The following is a 21,705-nucleotide window of genomic DNA, read 5'->3' as shown; positions in this document are numbered from 1 at the left end:
CACGTGGCCATCAGGCCTTCTTCTTGTAGGCCACACAATCGATCTCGACCTTGCAATCCACCATCATGCTGGCCTGCACACAGGCCCGGGCCGGCGCGTGTTCGGGCTTGAAGTACTCACCGAACACCTTGTTGAAACTCCAGAAATCCCGCGGGTCTTCCAGCCACACGCCAACCCGCACCACATCCTCCAGGCCATACCCGGCCTCTTCGAGAATGGCCACCAGATTGCGCAGCGTCTGATGCGTCTGCTCGACGATCCCACCGTGAATGATCTCGCCATCCAGCGCCGGCACCTGGCCGGACACATGCAGCCAGCCATCGGCCTCGACCGCGCGAGCGAAAGGACGCGGCTGGCCACCGCCTGCGGTGCTACCGGTGCCGTAACGGGTGATGCTCATGAGAGGTTCTCCTGGTTGAAGGCTGAGCAGACAAGACCACCCTCGGGAAAACAAAGGCGGCCTGGGCCACACAGCAATAATTCCGCTACAACGGAATTAAATATCAAATAACGGAATAAATTCCGCAGGAGTGTGCCATGAGGAGCACGGAACATGACAGGGGGGTCAGAACAATCGGGCCGGGAGCGACCATGGATCGGCCGTCCAGTTGCACGGCAAACCCGAATACCCTCCCCGCCCAACAGCCCTCTCGTGCTTACGCCTTGAACGTCAGGATCGGCGAAAACCGCGCTATTACCGACACCGTGCCCTCTTCCACCTGGGACTGGATCACCTGGCCAATTTCCTTGTAGGCCCCCGGTGCTTCTTCGATCATCCGCTCTTCCTTGGTGGTGATGCACACCACGCCCTGCAGGCCGAGGAAGGCCTTGTCCTTCTTGGCCTTGAACACCACCTCGCTGCGCGACATGGAGCGCCCGGCGCCGTGGCTGGCCGAGCGCAGCCAGCGTTCGTTGCCCAGCCCGGTGAGCAGGTAGGAGTCATGCCCCATGCTCCCCGGAATCAGCAGCGGCTGCCCGGCATAGGCCGGTGTGGCGCCTTTGCGGTGGACGTTGCCGCCTTCCTCGCGCAGCACGATGTTGTGCGGTACATCGACAATCAGCGGCGCTTCGATGCCCGCGCCGAACACCTGCCGAGTGCGCTGGCGTACCATTTCGGCGATCAGTGCGCGGTTGGCGTCGGCGTAGTGCGCGGCGCTGTGCATGGCCAGCAGGTACTCATCGGCCATCTCGCCAAACAGGGCGAAGATCTTCGAATCGGGATGCTTGATCCCGGCCGGCCACAGGGCCTTGGCCTTGTCCATCCAGCGTCGGCCTACATAGAAGCCCACGTCGCGAGAGCCAGTGTGGATCATCATCACCACCTGCCCCACGGACAGGCCCTGGGCAAAGCAGGCCTGGCGATCCACCAGTTCGGTGACCACCTGGATCTCGACAAAGTGATTACCACCGCCCAGGGAACCCAGGCCCGGGTCGCGAAGGATCTTGCGCGAAAGGTCCTGCAGGGCCTCCGGTGCATAGTCGGCGCTGCCGCGGGCAAAGGACGACTCATGCAGGCCCGAAAGCTCACGCTGCAACTGGGCGAAATCCGCCCCGGCAAACAGCCCGATCGGGTCCTGTTGCTGTACCTGAGCCCAGAAATCCCCCAGCCCCGAAGCAAACAGCGCGCTCATGGCCGTGGGGCTGGTGGGAATATTGCGCGTGCCTTCCAGCAGATCGCCACGCACCAGGGCGGTCCACTTGGCCTTTTGCGCCATGAACTGCTCGTAGTTCAGCCCCAGCTTGTGCAGGCGCATGCCGCAATTGATGTCGGTGCCGATGGCTTGCGGCACCACCATGTCGTGGCTGGTGACGATCACGCTGCCCACCGGAATCGGGCTGCCGGTATGGAAATCCGGCGTGGCGCAGGCGCACTTCACTTCGCCGCCATGGGGGTGGGCGACCTTGGCGAAATCCATCAGTTGCAGGATGGCTTTCTCTTCGATGGCAAAACTGTCGGGCAGCAGCAGATCCACCTTGAGGCCGGCGTCATTGGTGGACGAGATAGAGAGGGAATTGGAATTCAGGCGTTCGATGGCCACCCCGGAACGGGCGAGCTTGTGCTGAATTCTTTTCAGAGGAGTCTTGGTCATTTTTCAACTGCTTTTCTTGGACGCAACAAAACAACCACCCTTTTGGTGGCTGGAATTGTCTGGTCAGCAGCGAAACTTAGACGGCGCGGATAATGGGGGAATGACGCTGTGGATGTAAATAGCCGGGGAGAAATTATTTAAGGAGGCGCCTGGCGAGACGCCTTCGCCAGCAAGCGGGCTCCTACAGAGCTGCGTGGGGTCAGAAGTTGAAGCGCACGCCCTTGATCTGCACCTTCTGCGCCTGGCAGTTGGCGGCCTGTCCGGCATGTGCGCCTTGCGCCAGCAACCGTCTTCGCGAGCAAGCTCGCGCCTGCAACGGCGGCAGGCGGGCCAGGGTCTGCTGCCAGAGGAAGCGGCCCTGGGCATAGCTCTGGGTCTTGAGCCGTAGTAACTGCTAAGGCCCCGGCGCATGCCGAGACCCTGAACGATGAAACCGCTCAACGATAACTCATCGTCAAGGTCGCCATCCCACGGACCGTTCCTGGGGTGACTCGCGAAGCGGTCTGGATATAACGCGCGGTCAGGGGAATGTCGTAGCTCGAGACCCCAGCGGAGATATTCCCCGCCCACCATCGATTGACAGAGCCCGAACCGTAGCCGAGAACAGTCGCTCCCTTGAGGATCTGTAAACCCACTCCCGAGGCAGTCGACCCGGCGCTCAGCGACAAGGTGCTGCCCTGGTTAGCCCAGTTGTTCACATCTATGAACGAGACATAAGCCCCGATCGAAGCCCCGGCATCCCCTCCCGAACATGACAGGTTGATTTTGAAGGGCACCGCTTTGGAGGTACTCCCCACTCCGGAAAAGGTCATGTTCGATGTTCGCCCCAGGGGCACTGAAATCTGCGAGCTGGACACACTGCAGGTCGGTACCCTGAGCTGCACCGTCACTGCGCTTTTACCGCTGGTGTAGACCGTCCAGCCTTTGGAGTTGCAGATACCAACGCAGTTGAACGCAACGTTCACCAACCCGTTACCAGCCAAGGTCCCACTCTGGATGTCGCCGATCTTTATGATTTCCAGCCACATGGATTGCTTGTAGACATCACCCTTGACCCATCTGAGTTTTACGGATGACTTTCCGCTCCCCACCAGATACTGGCTGGACCCGGACTGATTTTCACGCCATCTCCATTTGGCGTTCCACCTGAATCCGACTCCAGGCACGTTGCTCAAGTAGACGTTGTAGTAACCGGGGGCCAGCGTAGCGCCTTGAAGCTTGTAGACCATGGGCTCGGAACTGAATATTTGCGGCCATGGATCCCTCATCATCGAGTCCACCTCTGCGGTGGTCGCAATGACGTCGCCATTCATGGTTCCTGCACCGACATAAATGCTGGCAGGCAACTGAATGATCGATGACTCGGGAGAGAACTCCCCGCCGGCATACGCCGGCCCCTCACCCCATAGCGACAACACCAGGACAAGAGCCGAGAGCAGAAGGATGCGCTTCATGAAAGTACGGTGCCTGTTCAAATGTCCACGACGTTTGGCGCTCTTTCCACTGAGGACGAGGCGACCCAAACTTCGACTTTAAGCCCCCCCCCATCACGGCACCTATCAGCCCGAACACAGAACGTTGTCGATAAATCCTCAGGAGCCAAGGACTTATCCTACAAAGCGCTGTTGCAGGGGTCAGCCACACGCCAACGACAGCAGCCCTTCCCCCTTGCCCAGCAACGAAATGTTCCATTGAGTCGCTGAAATCGGGCTATTCTACGCGCCCTCCAATACTCATTCGCCTCAGCAAGGACAGCTGCCCATGACCCGCGCCATTACCCTTGTCTGCGACAATTTCGCCGACTGGGAAACCGCCCTGATCAACGCCACCGGCCGTGGCTACTATGGCTTCGACTGCCGTTACGCTTCCCCCAAGGGCGCCATCGTGACCTCCATGGGCGGCCTGCGGGTAACCCCGGACCTGGCGTTGGAAGATATTCGTCTGGATGAGGTGGACCTCTTGATGGTCTGCGGCGGGACGGTCTGGCAAAGCCCCCAGGCGCCGGATATCCGCGAACTGCTACGCGCGGCCAAGGAACGCAAGCTGGTCCTCGCCGGCATCTGCGACGGCACCCGCGAACTGGCCCGGGCCGGGGTGCTGGACCAGCTCAAGCACACCTCCAATTCGGCGGACAACCTGCTGGCGGTGGGTTATGCCGGCGCCGCGCACTACCAGGATGTGCCCCACGCGGTTGCGGACCAGCGCGTGATCACCGCCCCGGGCAGCGCTCCAGTGAGTTTCATGGCACAGATTCTCGGCACCCTGGGCATCAGCGACGACAACCTGACCTTCTACCTGGGCCTGCACGCCGCCGAGCACCGCCAGCAAGCCTGACCCTCCCCTGTAGGAGCCGGCTTGCCGGCGAAGGCGATCTCCCGGCCGCCTTGGCTGGCAAGCCAGCGCCTACGCAAGGTAGTGGGTGGGCGGCAGTGCGGGCGTGTGCCGTGGATTATTTCACCAGTCGAAAATCCCGGTGGCCCAACCAGGCCGAAAAGTCCGCAGCGCTGAAAATGCTCTCGCCCTCATGCTCGATGATCGCCAGCCCCGCCAGAAATTCGCTGTCCCGGGTGTAGGCATGGATGCTGGCGCCGAAGGCCAGCACGCCATCCAGGTAACGGGCCAAGGCCAGCGCCGCCTGCCCTAGGCGCTGGTGATCCGCCTGGTCTTTATCCATGGCCGCCAGGCTCAGAATGTCTTCAGGGAGCCATCCCAGTTGCCCGGCCAGCCCGGCATATTCCACCAGTTCCCCTGGATATTCGGCCCCCATCCCAAACAGCATGGGGCTGCCGTCAATGAAGAACGAGCTCGTACCGGCCCAGGGTTGATCCGCAATTGCGGCCAGACAGGCCCGCACCCGGTTTTCGAGCAAGCCATCGATCTGGCGCGGTAAAAGCACCCTGACAGTCGGCCCGGCCATTGATTCACCTCCTCCAGCGCGCCGCATCCGCATCAGGGATAACAGGCGAGCCCTTGTTCGCTGCATCAGCAGGCCTCAATGCTCAAGCCCGCTGCCGGTCAGTGCATTCACCGGACCGGGAGCATAAAAGCCCGTGGTGCAATAGCCAAGCTCAGCGTCTGGAACCATTGACCCCCAACACCTCTTCCAACCGCTTCGCCTCGCCCTCCGTCAACAAGGGCGCAGGCGGTTGGACAAGGCGCTGGCTGGACAGGGCGGGCACCGGGGCCGTTGGTTGGGCCGCCTTCGCAGTACGGGTGCGGCTCGCGCTGCTTTGCGGGTACAGCGCTTCATCCAGGCATTTGTCGCGCATGCCCTGGCTGGACAGGCCGTGGCAACCGGTGCCGTTGGACAGGGCACGGGCACCGCAGGTGGCCTTGCTGTCGGGGTCCTTGAGGTCGATGCAGCCCAGGGAACCAAAGCCATGGCCCAGTACCGAGGCGGGGTCTTCGGCGCAAGCTGCGCCGGCACACAGGAACAGGGAGGTCAGCACAAGTGCATTTCGCATAGGGGCGTGTCCATGGCTAGCGTAGGTCCCCCGGCGCCTTTCCGGCCGCCGGGCAGGTCTGTCGAGGGAAAAAGCCGTTGTAGCAGATGAACATGACCGTTTCCCTTCCCCATAACCACCGCGGCTGCGTGACTAGCGGAAACGCCCCGCCAGGAAGGGTTGCAGGTTCACGCTCGGGGTCAGCCCGCTGGCCTGTTCCGCCACCAGTTGCCCACTGATGGCGGCCAGGGTCAGGCCAACGTGACCATGGCCGAAGTTGTAGTGCACCTGGGGCAGCAGCCGCGACTGGCCGAGCACCGGTTTGCTGTCCGGCAGCGAGGGACGAAAGCCCATCCACCGGGAAACCGGTTCGTGGTGCAGGGTCAGGAAGCGTCGCGCCGCCCGGGCCAGGTAGTGATAGCGGCGCGGGTCCGGCGCGGCGTCGAGGCCGCCGAACTCCACCGTGCCCGCCACCCGCAGCCCTTGGGCCATGGGCGTTAGGTAGAAACCGCCGGCGCCCCAGCACACCGGGCGGCTGAGCAAGCCGCCGGCCTGATCGAACAGCACGTGATAACCGCGCTCGGTGTCCAGCGGAATCTCGTCCCCCAGGCTCTGTGCCAGGCGGCGGGACCAGGCGCCGCTGCACAACACCAGGCGTTCGGCGGACAGTTGCTCGCCACTGCCGAGGCGGGCAAGCACCCGCTCGCCGTCCTGGGCGCTGCGCTCGACCCCCTGCAACTCATCGCGGCGAAACACTCCGCCGCGCTCGATGAAGCACCGCAGCAAGCGCTGGCTCAATGCGAAGGGATCGAGGGTGCGGCTGACCTGGGGCAGTTCCAGCGCCAGGGCCGCACGGGCGTTGAGGGCCGGCTCCATGGCCCGTAGCTCCGGCCCTTGCACCAGGCGCATGGGCACCTCGAACCCCTGGTGATAGGCCAGCATGTCGATAGCGCTCTGCCGCTCGTGGGCCTCGAAGATGTACAGCGAGCCGTCATGGCGCACCAGGTCGTTGGCCCCGGCATCGTCGAACAACGCCTGCCAGGCGCCCATGCAGGGCTTGAGCAGGCTGTGCAGGTCATGACTGATGGCCTTGACCCGCGGCTCGCTGGAGCTTTGCAAAAAGCGCCATAGCCAGGGGGCGATCCGTGGCAGGTAACCCGGGCGGATCGCCAGCGGGCTGTCGCGCCGCAACAGCATGCCCGGGGCCTGGCGCCAGATGCCGGGGGTTGCCACTGGCTCCACGGCATAGGTGGCGAAGGTACAGGCATTGCCGAAGGAAGTGCCGCTGCCCGGCGGCTGGCGGTCCAGCAGGGTCACCCGCCAGCCCAGGCGCTGCAGCCACAGGGCGCTGGCCAGGCCCACCACCCCGGCCCCCACCACCACGGCGTGGCCGCGTTGTTGCTGACTTGCAATCATGCCGTGCTCCTCATGTGCCGCTGACGACCCGGGTCCACAGGCGAGTGCTCAGGCGCATGCCGGCCGGGGTCATGGTCTTGATCGGGAACAGCGTATCGAGCACCGACTGCGGCGGGTAGGCCGCCGGGTTGCTGCGCAACTGCGGTTCGATGTAGGGCAAGGACGCCGCATTGCCGTTGGCGTACTGCACGAAGTTGCTGATGTTGGCGATCACCTTGGGGTCCAGCAGGTAGTTCAGGTAGGCGTAGGCGTTGTCCAGGTGCGGGGCGTTCCTGGGAATCACCACCATGTCCATGGCCACGGTGGAGCCTTCCCTGGGAATGCTGTAGCCGAGGTTCACGCCGTTTTTTGCCTGCTGCGCGGTGGCCATGGCTTGCAGCACGTCGCCGCTGAAACCCACGGCCACGCAGATGTTGCCGTTGGCCAGGTCGCTGACGTACTTGGCCTGGTGGAAGTAGAGGATCGAGGGGCGGATCGCCTGCAGCGCCGCTTCGGCCTTTTTCAGGTCCGCCGGCTGTTCGCTGTGGGGGTCCAGGCCCAGGGCATTGAGGGTGATGGGCACCATCTGCGTCGGGTTGTCGAGAAAGGCCACGCCGCACTGCTTGAGCTTCTGGATGTTCTCCGGCTTGAACAGCAGTTGCCAGGACTGGGTGACATCGGTGTCGCCGAAGATCGCCTTGATCTTGTCGACGTTGTAGCCGATGCCCACGGTCACCCACATATAGGGAATGCCGTACCTATTGCCCGGGTCGCTGGTTTCCAGCAGCTTCATCAGCTTGGGATCGAGGTTGTTCCAGTTGGGCAGCCTGCTGCGATCCAGCGGCTGGATCGCCCCGGCCTGGATCAGCCGCGGCAGAAAGTGGTTGGACGGGCTGGCCAGGTCATAGCCGCTGCCGCCGGTCATCAGCTTGGCCTCGGTGGTCTCGTTGCTGTCGATCACGTCGTAGGTAGTCTGAATTGCGGTGCGCTGGGTGAACTGGGCCAGGGTGTCCGGAGCGATATAGCCGCTCCAGTTGGCGATGCTCACGGTCTCGGCCGCCTGGACGCTTGCGGCGCACAAGGCCAGGGATAACAGTGCCGTAGTGGTGCGATTGATCATGTTGCCGCCCTCTGTGCTCTTATTATTGCGGCGTTTCATTCGCCGCGACGGTTAACGTTCGTGTCGCGCGCGCTGCACTTCCCAGCCCATGCGCAAGCTTGCTCCAATGTCGAAAAATGGTCGGGGTGGCAGGTAGCCGGGCCGGGCCTGGGACAGCACGTCCCGCAGCAGCGAGGAGTCGCAGCCGGCGGCCATTTCCACCAGCAGCCGGCCCCACAGGGTGCCCCGCGCCACCCCCGAGCCGTTGCAGCCGGCCACCGCGTGCAGGCCTTCGGCGACCCGGCTGAAGTACGGCTCGCCGGAACGGGTGCCACTCAGGTGCCCGGTCCAGGTGTATTGCAGGTCGGTATCGGTAATGCCGGGAAAGCGCTTTTGCAGGCCCCGCAGGTGTTCCTGGCGGCGCACCGCCAACTGCGCCGGGCCGAGATCGCGCTGGCGATACTCGACGGTGTTGCGCATCAGCAGGCGGCGCCCGGGCAACAGGCGCACCGTGGCCGCCCCGGGCAAGGTGGAGAGCACGCCCCAGCCCTGCTCATCCAGCAGCCGCTGCCAGTGATCTTCCTGCAGGGGCTGGGTGATACTGGCGCTCAGCTCCAGGGGGAAGGTGCGGCTGTGCCGGACTCCGAGCCGGGGCAGAAAGGCACCGACACAGGCCAGCACCTGGGGCGCCTGGATCTCGCCCTCCCCGGTCACCGCCCGCCAGCCCCGGCCCGGCAGAGGCTGCAGGTCCTGCACCGGGCTGTTCTCGAACACCTCCACCCGCTCCGGCAGGCGCTCCAGCAGGCCCTTGACGTATTTGGCCGGCTGCAGCAGCGCGTTGCCACCGGCGCAGTGGATGGCCCGCTGGTAGAAGCCACTGCCCAGGCGCTGCTGCAAGGCCGCGCCTTCCAGGTACTGGGCCTGGGCGCCCGCGGCATTCAGGGTAGCGACTCGGGCACCGCTGTCCTGCAAGTGCTGCCCCTGGTGCACGGCGAAGTGATAGCCACCAGCGTCGAACTCGCACTCGATGCCCAACTCGTCAATGCGCCGGCGCACCTCTTCACCGGCAGCGATGCCGATGCCGCAGGCAAGCTGATAGGCCGAGTGGCCGGGCCGCCCCAGCAACTCATCGGCGCCGGGCAATTCATGGCTGACCACAAACCCCGAGTTGCGCGCCGAAGCCCCCTGGGCCGCCCGCTGGCGATCCAGCAGGACGATGCGTTGCTGGGGCAACATCCGCGCCAGGGCATGGGCCGCCGAGAGGCCGGTGATGCCACCGCCAATGATCAGCCAGTCGGCTTTCTGTAGGCCCTTGAGGGTTGGCCGCTGGGAAGCCTGCCCTGCCAGGGCGATCCAGCCACATACATTGTTCAAAGCCTGTCACTCCTGCACAATCCATGCGCCCGGAGCATTCAACAGAACACTCAACCCGGCGCCACATGCCTACAATCTATGGATATGACGGCTTTATTTCGAACGTTATTAATTCATCCATCTATTCGGAAAACGCATGGATAACCCTCTTCGACTACCCTCGTTGCAGGCCCTGCAGACCCTGGTCAGCGTGGCCCAGACCCACAGCTTCACCGAGTCCGCGGCGCGCCTGCACCTGACCCAGAGCGCGGTGAGCCGGCAGATCCAGCAACTGGAGGAGCACTATGGGGTCAGCCTGTTCGAGCGCAGCAGCCGAAGGGTCTCGCTGACCGAACAGGGGCGCGATGTCTGCACGGTGGCCACCCAAGTCCTGAGGTCCCTCGGCTCCCTGCAGGAACGCCTGGCCCCGGCGCCCCTGGACCGCCCGTTTCGCATCCGCATCTTTGTCTCCCTGGCGGTGCGCTGGTTGCTGCCGCGGCTCAGCGGTTTCTACGCCGCCAACCCCGGGCTGTGCCTGTCGATCGAGACCGTGGGCGGGGCCACGGTAGACCCCGGCGGCGATTGCGACGCCTATGTGCTGTACCTGCCGGAAGGCCTGGACGAGCGGCCGCTGACCCCGCTGTTCGACGAATACCTGGTACCGGTGTGTGCCCCAACGCTCAGTGACGGGCAATTGCCGCCGCGCTCCCTGGAGGAACTGGCCGGGCACGCGCTGATCCACGGCTCTACCAGCCGCCAGGAATGGACCGCCTGGCTGCAGGCCCAGGACGACCAGACGCCCCACAGTTACAAGCACCTGCTGTTCAACCTCGACGACCTGGCCCTGGACGCCGCGGCCCGGGGGCTGGGGGTGGCCATGACGGACCTGATCCTGGCCCAGGACTCGATTGCCCGGGGCAGCCTGCTGATCCCCTTTGGCCAGGCGCTCAAGACCGGCGGGGTCTATGCCCTGTGGCTACGCGACAGCGGCGCCGCGCATCCGGCCTGCGAAACCGTATTGAACTGGTTCCAGGCTCAGGCAGCCGAACGGGATCTGCCCGCGGCACGAGGCCTGGCTGGGGCGATTGCAGCAGCCCTGCCCACCCTGGGTGGCAGTAAATCCCTGGCTGAATGACTGGACCAGGCCCTGCTGCTCATGGGCCTGGGCAAACAACATTGAAGGGCCGATGAACACAGCCCGGGAAAGCTCGAGCGCCGCCGGCGCTCAGCTGTAGAGCGTCACCATTGCCCAGGCAAAACACGCCAGCACCAGGGCCATCCCCACTACATACACCGCTAAAGCACGACCCACAGCATCACTCCACGAACCAGGCAGTCATCAACACACTCACTCTCGGGGTGAGTCATGGCGCGCATTCTAGCAGCGCGCGACGTCATTTTGACACGAGACTCTAAGCCTGATTAAAAGCCTCCCGACAAATGGTACCGGCGTCAATTTAATGGCTTAAATCAGCCTGATTCTTCTTAACGGGCAGCCGAACTGCGAAACATCATCTTGCATTGCGCCCAGTGTTTTCTTTCCGCCGAGAAACCTGCTGCCTCCGGAATCAATGCAAGCCCCCTTTTCCCGCTAAACCGCGAACCTGAGCGCTATCAGCGCCTGCACTCCTGGTTGGACAAGAGTGATCCTGACTGCTTTGATCTCAACGCCAGGTCCGGTTTTCACAATCCCAGGGAGGGTCCATGTCGTTCAAGGTCATGATGGTTTTCGGTACACGTCCTGAGGCGATCAAGATGGCACCACTGGCTCGGGTTCTAAGGCACTGGCCAGGTATCGAGCTGCACATCTGTTCCACCGGCCAGCACCGGGAAATGCTCAAACAGGTACTCGACGCCTTTGAGCTCGAGGTCGATGTGGACCTGCAAGTGATGACCCAGGGCCAGACCCTCAACGGCTTGTCGCAGCAACTGCTGATCCACCTGGACACCAGCTACGAGCGCCTGAAACCGGACATCGTGCTGGTCCATGGCGACACCACCACCAGTTTTATCGCCGCCCTCGCCGCCTTCAACCGGCAGTTGCCCATTGGCCACGTCGAGGCCGGCCTGCGCACTGGCAACCTCCAGGCACCCTGGCCCGAAGAAGCCAACCGGCGCCTGACCGGGGTCATCGCCGACCTGCACTTCACCCCGACCGCCAGGTCCGCAACCAACCTGCTGCGGGAAAACGTGCCCGCTGAAAACATCGAGGTCACCGGCAACACGGTGATCGACGCGCTACTGTGGATGCGCAACCGGCAGAAGCACACCCACTGGCGCCCCGCGGCCAACTCGCCCCTGGCGGTGCTCGACGACAGCCGGCGCATGGTGCTGATCACCGGCCACCGCCGGGAGAACTTCGGTGACGGTTTCCGCGATATCTGCGAAGCCCTGGCAACCCTGGCCGAGCGCTACCCGGACGTGCAGTTCGTGTACCCGGTACACCTCAACCCCCAGGTGCAGAACGCGGTGTACGGCCTGCTCTCGAACAAGCCGAACATCTACCTGGTAGCGCCCCAGGACTATCAGCATTTTGTCTGGCTGATGGGACGTTCGCACTTCATCCTCAGCGACTCCGGCGGTGTCCAGGAAGAGGCCCCGGCCATCGGCAAGCCCTTGCTGGTGCTGCGCGAGGTCACCGAGCGGCCGTCGGTGCTGGAAGGCGGCACCGTGCTGCTGGTGGGCGCCGATCGCGAGCGCATCGTGCACCACGCCAGCGAACTGCTGGACGATGCACAGCTGCATGCCCGCATGAGCCGCGTGTACAGCCCCTACGGTGACGGCCGCGCCAGCGAACACATCGCCCGCCGCCTGTGCACCTGGCTGGAGGCCCAAGCCCCCCGTACTCCGGCATGAGCCCGGGCAGCCTCCGCAGCCCGCAGTCGCAAAACGTCCAGTTGGCCATATGGCTCCACACTCTGTGCGAGAACTGGAAGCTACCGGTCACTGGCAGGTACCTGCCGATTGAACTGGACGACCTACACTTTCAAGCAGCGGATCGTCGCGCCCCCTCCAACCCCGGCGCGGTGTTCTCCCTGCGCTATCGCCCCTGGGGCAAGCCGCTGCTGGATCATCAGCTCACATCCAAGGCCCGCGATGTTCAGAACCCTTGAAGAACAAGTGCTCAAACAGGCCGCTCCGGCGGCCTTGAAGCTTGAATTCGCGCAACATGATTTCGAACGCCTGCGCAGCTTCTGCGTCCTGATCTACACCGCCAGCATCCTGATCTGGCTGATCTTCGACCTGATCGTCAGCTTTCCCGGGCAGCAGGGCTTCACCGCCTATTCGATGGTCTTTCTGAGCATTCTGTCCTTCACCACCATCATCCTCGGCTTCACCCGCCAGGACCGGCACTTCCAGTGGATCAACCTGCTGTTCGTGCTGACCATCACCATCGGCGTACGCCTGGTGATCGAGGGGCTGCCCATCGACCAGCGCCCGGTCTGGCTGATTCTCGGGGCGTCGAGCATGCTCTACGGCGCCTCGGTGATGCCTCTGCGACGCTGGTCGTTCGTCAGCGCCATCTTCATCACCTGGCTGGTGCTCAATCCGTTCTGGCGCACCAGCACCACCCTGCAGGAACTCAAGGGGCTGCTGGTGCTGGTTTACGCGCTGTTTCTCAGCGCATTGACCCTCTACAGCTTCATCACCCTGCGCCGGGCCCGGCTGCACAACTACATCATGTCCAAGTTGCTGCTGGACCAGGCCTACCTCGACACCCTCACCGAGATCCCCAACCGCCGCTCGTTCATGGCCCGCGCCGGCCAGCGCCTGCAGGCTCTGCCCCGGGAGCACGACCATTACCTGGCGATGGTCGACATCGACAACTTCAAGAAGGTCAACGATGTGCACGGGCATGACATCGGCGACGAAGTGCTCAAGCGCATCGCCGCCGATATCAAGGGAGTGATGAGGGATTTCGACTATGCCCGCCTGGGCGGCGAGGAGTTCGCCATCTACCTGGCCGACGTGCCCCGCGCGGATGTGGAGGCGCTGGCCACGCGACTGTGCCAGGTGGTGCGCGACCAGCCGACCCGGCACCCGGTGACCATCAGCATGGGCCTGGCCCGGGTCGAGCCTGGCGAAACCCTGAACCAGGCCCTGATCAAGGCCGACCAGGCGCTGTACGAATCCAAGCACGGCGGCAAGGATCGCTATACCTTCCATCCAGCCGCCAGGCCCGCACCACCCACGTAGGAGCTGGCTTGCCAGCGAAGAGGCCCCAGTGTCAGTCCACGCTCCTGCGCGACAGCAGCACCTGGGTTACCCGGCGCTCCTCCACTGCCCTGACCTGCAGGCTCCAGCCCGCCCACTCCACCCGATCGCCCTTGACCGGCAGGCGGTCCAGCAGGCTCATCACCAGACCGGCCAGGGTCTGGTAGTCCTCGGTGGGTTCAGCGCCGAAGCCGGTCCGCTGGCGTACCTGAGGCAGGTTCAGCGCACCATTGACCAGGAACCCGCCCTCTTCTTCGATCACATCCGGGCCTTCGATCTCGCTGGCATCCGGCAGCTCGCCGGCAATGGATTCGAGAATGTCGGTCATGGTCAGGATGCCCATGAAGTCACCGAATTCGTTGATCACAAAGGCAATGTGAGTGGACGCCTGGCGCATCTGTTCCAGGGCGTTGAGGATCGAAAAGCTGTCCAGCAGGTTGATGGTCTTGCGCGCCAGATGCTCAAGGTTCGGCTCACTGCCCGCCAGGTACTCCTTGAGCAGTTCCTTCTTGTGCACGAAGCCCAAAGGCTCATCCACCGCACCATCGCGAATCAGCGGCAGGCGCGAGTACGAAGAATGCATCAGCTTGGTACGAATACTCTCCGGGCTGTCCGTAAGGTCGATGCAGTCGACCTCGGCACGCACCGTCATCAGGCTGCGGATCGGCCGCTCCGCCAGTTGCAGCACACCACTGATCATCACCCGCTCACGGCGGTCGAACAGCTCGCTGCTGGGGGCCTCATCAGTTTCCAGCAAGTCGGCAATTTCCTCGCCCACTTCTTCCGCCGCCAGCCTGCGCCCACCCAGCAGGCGCATCACCGCATAGGCCGTGCGCTCGCGCATCGGCCGCAGGCCCTGCATGGATTTCTTGCGCCGGGCCCGGGCGATCTGGTTGAACACCTCGATCAGGATCGAGAAGCCGATGGCCGCATACAGGTAACCCTTGGGAATATGGAAACCCAAGCCTTCGGCGGTCAGGCTGAAGCCGATCATCATCAAGAAGCCCAGGCACAGCATGATCACCGTCGGGTGCGCGTTGACAAAGCGGGTCAGCGGCTTGCTGGCGACGATCATCACGCCGATGGACACCACCACCGCGATCATCATCACCGACAGGTGCTCGACCATGCCCACCGCGGTGATCACCGCGTCCAGGGAGAACACCGCATCGAGCACCACGATCTGCGCCACGATCGGCCAGAACAAGGCGTAAGTGGTACTGCCGGCGCGCTGGCTGACATGGCCCTCCAGGCGTTCATGCAACTCCATGGTGGCCTTGAACAGCAGGAACACACCACCGAACAGCATGATCAGGTCACGCCCCGAGAAGCTGTGCTCGAAGACCTCGAACAGCGGCTGGGTCAGGGTCACCATCCACGAGATGCTGGCCAGCAGGCCGAGGCGCATCAACAACGCCAGGGACAGGCCGATGATCCGCGCACGGTCGCGCTGCTCGGGCGGCAGCTTGTCCGCGAGAATGGCGATAAACACCAGGTTGTCGATGCCCAGCACCAGCTCCAGGACGATCAGGGTCAAAAGGCCAAGCCAGGCCGTGGGGTCTGCGATCCATTCCATAACGACGACTCAAGTGCTCCGGAAAATTCAAACGGCCAGGCGCGACGCAGCGCCAAGGTGCAGGGGCTGCAAAACCTCGGGTACGGGCGAATAAAGGCAGGAAGTGGCAAGTGCCAGGCAAGTGCAACCGGGAGAATGGCTGCCTGAGCGTCTGGGGCTCAGGGCCGCCGGATGGCGCGAGAAGTCATGGGGCAAAGCGAGGAAAGAGCGCCGACTGGGGGGCTCCGAGAGCGTGTTCATGCAAGTCCTGAAGGAAAAAACGGACTTGGAGATTACAGGGAGGGCGAGCCGATTCCCCAGCGGGAAATCATTACAAGATTTTATCCGGCCCGCCCCCCCACAGCTTCAGTTCCTACGGGTGGCGTCATCCAGCGCGAGGATGGTATGAGCATTGGTCACCGTGGTCGCCAGGGTGTTGATCACCCCGGAACGCAAGGCCCCCAGGGTCGCCGCGGCCTTGGTGTTCTCACTGGCGATGGCCACCACATCGGGGATGCGCACCAGTTCCTGCACCGTCAGCCCGATCACCCGGCCCTGCATGGCGTTGACCGCCGGCAGGCCATGAATGTCGATGAAGTCGTAGCCCATCATGTCGCCCACGGTGCCGGAGAGGCGCGCCTGGGCAATCTCCTGGGGCGAGAACCAGCCCATGCGCACCATGTTGCTGTTCTCGCTCATGTCGCCGATGCCGATCAGGGCAATGTCCGCGCGCCGTGCCCGGTCCAGGGTCGAACGCACGGTGTCGTTGCTGATCAGCGCGCTGCGCAGCTCCGGGTTGGCCACCAGCGCCGGGGCGTACAGGGTTTCACTCTCGGCCCCGAAGCGCAGGGCCAGGCGCCGACAGATATGGTCGGGATTCATGTATTCGCCGGCCCGCAGGGAGCCGCCGATGGCGCAGACGAAGGTGCAGTTGCGGGTCACCGGCAGGAACACGTTGTCGGCCACCGCGCCGACGTTGCGACCCATGCCGACGGCGACGATCATGCCGTCGCTCAAGGTCTTGTTCAGGTAGTTGGCCACCAGGCTGGCCACTGCCGAGCGCTGGGTGTCCGGGTCGCTGTGATCAACGGCGATCAGGGCCCGGTCCAGTTGGAAGCGCTCCACCAAGGCCTGTTCCAGCTCGTTGTTCATGGCCGGATGCTGCAGCACCCGCACTTCGACAATGCCTTCGTCCCGTGCACGCTTGAGCAGCCGGCTGACCTTGGCCCGGGACAGGTCGAAGCGTTTGGCAATGACTTCCTGCGTGACGTTCTCAAGGTAATAGAGCATGGCGACCTCGGTCATCAGGTCGATGTCGCTGGCCCCGCGCAGGGTGCTGTCACTCATGTGGACTGGCTTCCGTTTCGGCATCAAAGGCGCATTCTCTCTAGTGGATACGGGTGGCGTCTACCTCAGCCCTTGTGGCCGTCGCGCTCGATGGCGCTGATGCGCTCGACCTTGGCCCCGGAGCGCGCCGCCTCGAACTCCGACTGCAGGAAGGCACTGACGATGCTCTTGGCCAGCTCCGCCCCCACCACCCGCGCACCGATGGACAGAATCTGCGCATCGTTGCTCTTGCGCGCACGCTCCGCAGAATAGGTGTCGTGGGCCTGGGCCGCGCGGATGCCCTGGACCTTGTTGGCGCTGATGGCCATGCCGATCCCGGTGCCGCACACCAGCACCCCCAACTGATGACGCCCGGCATTGATCGCCGTGGCTACCGCCAAGGCGATGTCCGGATAGAGCACCGGATCCAGGGAATGGGTACCGAAATCCTCTAACGGGTATCCGAGCGCCTCGATGTGCCGCTTGAGCAACTCCTTGAGTTCGAACCCCGCTTCATCGCAGCCGATGGCCACCGAACAGGTTGTATGCATGGCATTGCGCTCCGCTTTCAGGTAAGAGCCAGATTGATCATATGTTCATTTAGTGAATTTTTGCTCAGTCATTTCGCAAGCAATCACCCCCCGATGTCAAGCGTGAATTACCTGACGTCTAAGTCAAAGCCCTACAAACCTGGGTAAAAAGCCTGACTTTCAGTGAAATCAGTTTTAACGCGAAAGATATTGACTGATCAGAATTTCATTTGATACACATATGATCACAGCGCAACAGTACTCTGCGACCTAATAAGAATTCACAGCACGAGGACACGCCGATGGCCCCGCCATTACTGCTCCAGGCTGAACATGTCGCCAAGGCCTATGCCGGGGTCCCCGCCCTGCGCGATGGCCGCCTCGCCCTGCGTGCCGGCAGCGTGCACGCTCTGTGCGGCGGCAACGGCGCCGGCAAGTCCACCTTCCTCAGCATCCTGATGGGCATCACCCGGCGCGACACCGGGAGCATCCTGCTCAATGGCCATGCGGTGCAGTTCGACCGTCCCGGCGAGGCCCTCGCTGCCGGCGTGGCGATGATCACCCAAGAGCTGGAACCGATTCCCGACATGAGCGTGGCCGAGAACATCTGGCTGGGCCGCGAGCCCCGGCGCCTGGGATGTATCGTCGACCGCAAGGCCCTTCACCGCCGCACCCGGGCGCTGCTGGAAAGCCTGGAGTTCGATGTCGACGCCCAAAGCCCGATGCGCGACCTGAGCGTGGCCCAGGTGCAGCTGGTGGAAATCGCCAAGGCCTTCAGCCATGACTGCCAGGTGATGATCATGGACGAACCGACCTCGGCCATCGGCGAACACGAGACCCAGACCCTGTTCCGCGCCATCCGCCGCCTGACCGAGCGTGGCGCCGGGATCATCTACGTCTCGCATCGCCTCAGCGAACTGGCGCAGATCGCCGATGACTACAGCATCTTTCGCGATGGTGCCTTCGTCGAAAGCGGGCGCATGGCGGACATCGACCGCGCCCACCTGGTGCGCGGCATCGTCGGCCAGGAGCTGCAACGCATCGACCACAAGCTCGGCCGCGAATGCACCACCGAGGTCTGCCTTGAGGTCTCGCAACTGAGTCGCCATGGAGAATTCCACGACATCAGCCTGCAGCTGCGCCGGGGCGAGATCCTCGGCATCTACGGCCTGATGGGCTCGGGGCGCAGCGAGTTCCTCAACTGCATCTACGGCCTCACTACCCCCGACGCCGGCAGCGTGACCCTGCAAGGGCGGCCACTAGCGGTGGGCGCTCCGGGAGCGACCATTCGCGCAGGCCTGTCCCTGGTCACCGAAGACCGCAAGGACAGCGGCCTGGTGCTGGGCAGCAGCATCCTCAGCAACATCGCCCTCAGCGCCTACGGGCAGCTATCGCGCTGGTCGCTGATCAACGCCCGCAAGGAGCAGGCCCTGGCCCGCGACATGGTCCGGCGCCTGCAGATCAAGGTCAGCTCCCTGGAGCTGCCGGTGGAATCAATGAGCGGCGGCAACCAGCAGAAGGTGGTGCTCGCCAAGTGCCTGTCCACCGCTCCGGTGTGCCTGCTCTGCGACGAACCGACCCGAGGTATCGACGAAGGCGCCAAGCAGGAGATCTACCAACTGCTGGACCAGTTCGTGCGCAGCGGCGGCGCCGCCATCGTGGTGTCTTCGGAAGCCCCGGAACTACTGCACCTGAGCGATCGCATCGCGATCTTCAAGGGCGGCCGGCTGGTGACCATCAGCAACGACACCGCCCTTTCCCAGGAAGCCCTGTTGAGTCTCGCCTCATGAACGCCAAGACCCTGATCCCCACCCCTACTTCCAGCGCCCTCGGCCCGGCCACCCCCAGCCGCCTGCGCCTGGTCCTCGACCGTTTCGGCCTACCGCTGGTGTTCATCCTGCTGTGCCTGGTGATGGCTTTTGCCAGCGAGTACTTCATGACCTGGCGCAACTGGATGGACATCCTGCGCCAGACCTCGATCAACGGCATTCTCGCGGTGGGCATGACCTACGTGATCCTGACCCGCGGCATCGACCTGTCGGTAGGCTCGGTCCTGGCCTTTGCCGGGCTCTGCAGCGCCCTGGTGGCCACCCAGGGCTACGGCCTGCTGGCGGCGGTCAGCGCCGGGATGTTCGCCGGGGCGATGCTGGGCATGATCAACGGCTTCATGGTGGCCAACCTGTCGATCCCCCCTTTCGTCGCCACCCTGGGCATGCTCAGCGTGGCCCGGGGCATGACCTTCATCCTCAACGATGGCAGCCCGGTCACCGACCTGCCGGAAAACTACCTGGCCCTGGGCATCGGCAAGATAGGCCCGCTGGGCGTGCCGGTGGTGATCTTCGCCGTGGTCGCGCTGATCTTCTGGATGGTCCTGCGCTACACCACCTACGGCCGCTATGTATACGCCGTGGGCGGCAACGAGAAGAGCGCGCGCACCTCCGGTATCGGCGTGCGCAAGGTGATGTTCTCGGTGTACGTGGTTTCCGGGCTGCTGGCGGGGCTGGCCGGCGTGGTGCTCTCGGCCCGTACCACCTCGGCCCTGCCCCAGGCCGGCATGTCCTATGAACTGGACGCCATCGCCGCGGTAGTGATCGGCGGCACCAGCCTCTCCGGTGGCACCGGCAGCATTGTCGGTACTCTGTTCGGCGCCCTGTTGATTGGTGTGATCAACAACGGCCTCAACCTGCTCGGGGTGTCTTCCTATTACCAGCAAGTCGCCAAGGGGCTGATCATCGTCTTCGCGGTGCTCATCGATGTCTGGCGCAAGAAGAAACGCTGATCTCACCTCTCCCGAACGAACGCCTACAACAATAACGGAGTTCCCCATGAAGCTTTCTCCTACCCTGCTCGGCAGTTCCCTGTTCACCCTGGCGGCGGCCTCGCTGCTCACCAGCAGCATGGCCCTGGCCGAGGCCAGGACCTACAAGATCGGCGCCGCGGTATACGGCCTCAAGGGCCAGTTCATGCAGAACTGGGTGCGCGAGCTCAAGCAGCACCCGGCGGTCAAGGACGGCACGGTGCAGATCACCGTGTTCGACGGCAACTACGACGCCCTGACCCAGAACAACCAGATCGAGACCATGGTCACCCAGCACTATGACGCGATTATCTTCGTGCCCATCGACACCAAGGCCGGGGTCGGCGCCGTAGCCCGGGCCCAGGAGAACGACATCCCGGTGATCGCCTCCAACACCAAGGTGGCCAGTGCCAGTGTGCCCTATGTCGGCAACGACGATGTCGAGGGCGGCCGGCTGCAGGCCCTGGCCATGGTCGACAAGCTTAAGGGTCAGGGCAATGTGGTGATCATTCAGGGGCCGATCGGCCAGTCGGCGCAGATCGATCGCGAAAAAGGCGAGATGGAAGTGCTCAAGCAGCACCCGCAGATCAAGGTTATCGAAATGAAGACCGCCAACTGGTCCCGGGCCGAAGCCCTGTCCCTGACCGAGGACTGGCTCAACGCCCACCCCAACGGCGGCATCTCCGGGATCATCGCGCAGAACGACGACATGGCCTTGGGCGCGCTGCAGGCGGTGAAGTCCCGGGGGCTGTCGCCGGCCCAAGTGCCGGTGACCTCCATCGACGGCATGCCGGACGCCATCCAGGCGGCCAAGAAGGGCGATATCACCACCTTCCTGCAGGACGCCCAGGCGCAGTCCCAGGGGGCTCTGGACGTGGCCCTGCGCACCCTCGCCGGCAAGGACTACAAACCACAATCGGTGATCTGGCAGCGCTACGCCAAGGACCTGCAATGGGGTGACGGCAGCGCCAAGCTGTACATCCTGCCCTGGGTACCGGTGACCGCCGACAATGCCGATGCGCTGTACCAGCAGGTTGCCGGCAGCAAATGACTCGAGTGCGAGGCATCGTGGGGCACACCCCATGAGCACAACCTTTCTTTCCAAGGAGACATGACATGTCCGGATTCTGGGATCAGGCCTTCGATCTGAACGGCCGCTGCGCGGTGATCACCGGTGGTGCCGCCGGCATCGGCCTGGCCTGCGCCAGCCTGCTGGCGGAACGCGGGGCCAGGGTTGCCCTGCTCGACCGCGATCCACAAGTGGTCGAGGTCGCCGCCGGCCTGGGCAACGGGCACCTGGGGCTGGCCCTGGACCTGCGCCAGCTGGATCAGTTGCAAGATGCGGTGGACCTGGTGGCAACGCACTTCGGACGCCTGGACTTCCTGGTCAACAGCGCCGGGGTGGCCCTGCTGGACAAGGCCCTGGAGGTACGGGAAAGCGCCTGGGACACCACCCTGGACATCAACCTCAAGGCCAGCTTCTTTGCCGCCCAGGCCTGTGCCCGGCACATGTTCGAACAGGGCCACGGGCGCATCGTCAACCTCGCCTCCCAGGCCGCGGTGATCGGCCTCGACCGGCACGTGGCCTATTGCGCGAGCAAGGCGGCGGTGGTGGGCATGACCAAGGTCCTGGCCATGGAATGGGCGCCCCATGGCATCAACGTCAACGCCGTGTCCCCCACCATCGTCGAAACCGCCCTGGGCAAAAAAGCCTGGGCCGGCGAGCTGGGGGAGCAGGCCAAATTGCAGATTCCCGTGGGCCGCTTCGCCCAGCCCGAGGAAATTGCCGGGCTGGTGCTCTACCTGCTCAGCGACGCGGCGAAGATGATCACCGGTGAAAACGTGATGATCGACGGCGGCTACAGCATTCAGTAACCCACGGATACTCCACAGATCGCAGCG

General features: G+C 63.8%; 19 protein-coding genes. 8 read left to right on the top strand and 11 right to left on the bottom strand.

The annotated features are described in order from the left end of the window. Positions 1 to 10: 10 nt before the first annotated feature. The 3 genes from BM382_RS00575 to BM382_RS00565 all read right to left on the bottom strand — a co-directional run bounded on the left by BM382_RS00575 (position 11) and on the right by BM382_RS00565 (position 3,544). Positions 11 to 400, bottom strand: coding sequence for a RidA family protein (locus BM382_RS00575; RefSeq protein ID WP_011061860.1), 390 nt, complete (start codon positions 398 to 400; stop codon positions 11 to 13). Between the two features lie 256 nt (positions 401 to 656). After that, positions 657 to 2,090, bottom strand: coding sequence for an RtcB family protein (locus tag BM382_RS00570; RefSeq protein ID WP_072441349.1), 1,434 nt, complete (start codon positions 2,088 to 2,090; stop codon positions 657 to 659). Between the two features lie 437 nt (positions 2,091 to 2,527). Continuing rightward, positions 2,528 to 3,544 (bottom strand): fimbrial protein, encoded by a 1,017-nt coding sequence (locus BM382_RS00565; RefSeq protein WP_072441346.1) that lies wholly within the window; start codon positions 3,542 to 3,544, stop codon positions 2,528 to 2,530. Between the two features lie 307 nt (positions 3,545 to 3,851). Between BM382_RS00565 and BM382_RS00560 the strand changes: the two genes are divergently transcribed. Continuing rightward, the gene (locus tag BM382_RS00560) at positions 3,852 to 4,424 is read left to right on the top strand and encodes a type 1 glutamine amidotransferase family protein (protein ID WP_053152414.1); all 573 of its coding nucleotides are present in this window, start codon (positions 3,852 to 3,854) and stop codon (positions 4,422 to 4,424) included. Between the two features lie 115 nt (positions 4,425 to 4,539). Here the strand turns inward: BM382_RS00560 and BM382_RS00555 are convergent, their stop codons facing one another. The 5 genes from BM382_RS00555 to BM382_RS00535 all read right to left on the bottom strand — a co-directional run bounded on the left by BM382_RS00555 (position 4,540) and on the right by BM382_RS00535 (position 9,401). Then, complete coding sequence (locus tag BM382_RS00555) at positions 4,540 to 5,073, bottom strand: DUF6368 family protein (protein WP_239690435.1); 534 nt, start codon at positions 5,071 to 5,073, stop codon at positions 4,540 to 4,542. A gap of 85 nt (positions 5,074 to 5,158) precedes the next feature. Continuing rightward, positions 5,159 to 5,554: a hypothetical protein gene (locus BM382_RS00550; protein WP_065364310.1), complete on the bottom strand. Its 396-nt coding sequence runs from the start codon at positions 5,552 to 5,554 to the stop codon at positions 5,159 to 5,161. Positions 5,555 to 5,686: 132 nt separating this feature from the next. Then, positions 5,687 to 6,949 carry an NAD(P)/FAD-dependent oxidoreductase gene (locus tag BM382_RS00545; protein WP_011061868.1) on the bottom strand — a complete coding sequence of 421 codons (1,263 nt, stop codon included), beginning with the start codon at positions 6,947 to 6,949 and terminating at the stop codon, positions 5,687 to 5,689. Positions 6,950 to 6,959: 10 nt separating this feature from the next. Beyond that, positions 6,960 to 8,048 (bottom strand): polyamine ABC transporter substrate-binding protein, encoded by a 1,089-nt coding sequence (locus BM382_RS00540; RefSeq protein ID WP_072441340.1) that lies wholly within the window; start codon positions 8,046 to 8,048, stop codon positions 6,960 to 6,962. 51 nt (positions 8,049 to 8,099) lie between these two features. After that, on the bottom strand, positions 8,100 to 9,401 hold the full coding sequence (locus tag BM382_RS00535) for an NAD(P)/FAD-dependent oxidoreductase (protein WP_072441337.1): 1,302 nt from the start codon (positions 9,399 to 9,401) through the stop codon (positions 8,100 to 8,102). 136 nt (positions 9,402 to 9,537) lie between these two features. On the opposite strand from BM382_RS00535, the gene BM382_RS00530 reads away from it, so the two are divergent. From BM382_RS00530 to BM382_RS00515, 3 genes are all read left to right on the top strand, one after another. Next, a complete protein-coding gene (locus tag BM382_RS00530) occupies positions 9,538 to 10,515 on the top strand; it encodes a LysR substrate-binding domain-containing protein (protein WP_019095395.1) in 978 nt (325 codons plus the stop codon). Positions 10,516 to 11,084: 569 nt separating this feature from the next. Next, positions 11,085 to 12,236, top strand: coding sequence for a non-hydrolyzing UDP-N-acetylglucosamine 2-epimerase (gene wecB / locus BM382_RS00525; protein WP_072441334.1), 1,152 nt, complete (start codon positions 11,085 to 11,087; stop codon positions 12,234 to 12,236). Positions 12,237 to 12,476: 240 nt separating this feature from the next. Next, complete coding sequence (locus tag BM382_RS00515; protein ID WP_072441330.1) at positions 12,477 to 13,577, top strand: GGDEF domain-containing protein; 1,101 nt, start codon at positions 12,477 to 12,479, stop codon at positions 13,575 to 13,577. A gap of 31 nt (positions 13,578 to 13,608) precedes the next feature. Here the strand turns inward: BM382_RS00515 and BM382_RS00510 are convergent, their stop codons facing one another. The 3 genes from BM382_RS00510 to rpiB all read right to left on the bottom strand — a co-directional run bounded on the left by BM382_RS00510 (position 13,609) and on the right by rpiB (position 17,027). Further along, positions 13,609 to 15,171 (bottom strand): TerC family protein, encoded by a 1,563-nt coding sequence (locus BM382_RS00510; RefSeq protein ID WP_011061874.1) that lies wholly within the window; start codon positions 15,169 to 15,171, stop codon positions 13,609 to 13,611. A 345-nt stretch (positions 15,172 to 15,516) separates the two neighbouring features. Next, positions 15,517 to 16,497 (bottom strand): sugar-binding transcriptional regulator, encoded by a 981-nt coding sequence (locus BM382_RS00505; protein WP_072441327.1) that lies wholly within the window; start codon positions 16,495 to 16,497, stop codon positions 15,517 to 15,519. A gap of 65 nt (positions 16,498 to 16,562) precedes the next feature. Next, positions 16,563 to 17,027, bottom strand: coding sequence for a ribose 5-phosphate isomerase B (gene rpiB / locus BM382_RS00500; protein ID WP_072441324.1), 465 nt, complete (start codon positions 17,025 to 17,027; stop codon positions 16,563 to 16,565). Between the two features lie 281 nt (positions 17,028 to 17,308). Between rpiB and BM382_RS00495 the strand changes: the two genes are divergently transcribed. From BM382_RS00495 to BM382_RS00480, 4 genes are all read left to right on the top strand, one after another. Then, positions 17,309 to 18,796, top strand: coding sequence for a sugar ABC transporter ATP-binding protein (locus BM382_RS00495; RefSeq protein ID WP_072441321.1), 1,488 nt, complete (start codon positions 17,309 to 17,311; stop codon positions 18,794 to 18,796). After that, on the top strand, positions 18,793 to 19,785 hold the full coding sequence (locus tag BM382_RS00490; protein WP_072441318.1) for an ABC transporter permease: 993 nt from the start codon (positions 18,793 to 18,795) through the stop codon (positions 19,783 to 19,785). The genes BM382_RS00495 and BM382_RS00490 overlap by 4 nt, the downstream gene beginning before the upstream one ends. 46 nt (positions 19,786 to 19,831) lie before the next feature. Then, positions 19,832 to 20,854 (top strand): substrate-binding domain-containing protein, encoded by a 1,023-nt coding sequence (locus BM382_RS00485; protein WP_072441315.1) that lies wholly within the window; start codon positions 19,832 to 19,834, stop codon positions 20,852 to 20,854. Positions 20,855 to 20,919: 65 nt separating this feature from the next. After that, complete coding sequence (locus BM382_RS00480; RefSeq protein ID WP_072441312.1) at positions 20,920 to 21,678, top strand: SDR family oxidoreductase; 759 nt, start codon at positions 20,920 to 20,922, stop codon at positions 21,676 to 21,678. Positions 21,679 to 21,705: the final 27 nt, after the last annotated feature.

This window comes from Pseudomonas sp. NFPP25 (assembly GCF_900116505.1).
Lineage (GTDB): Bacteria > Pseudomonadota > Gammaproteobacteria > Pseudomonadales > Pseudomonadaceae > Aquipseudomonas > Aquipseudomonas protegens.
This window is presented reverse-complemented; position numbering and strand designations above follow the sequence as displayed.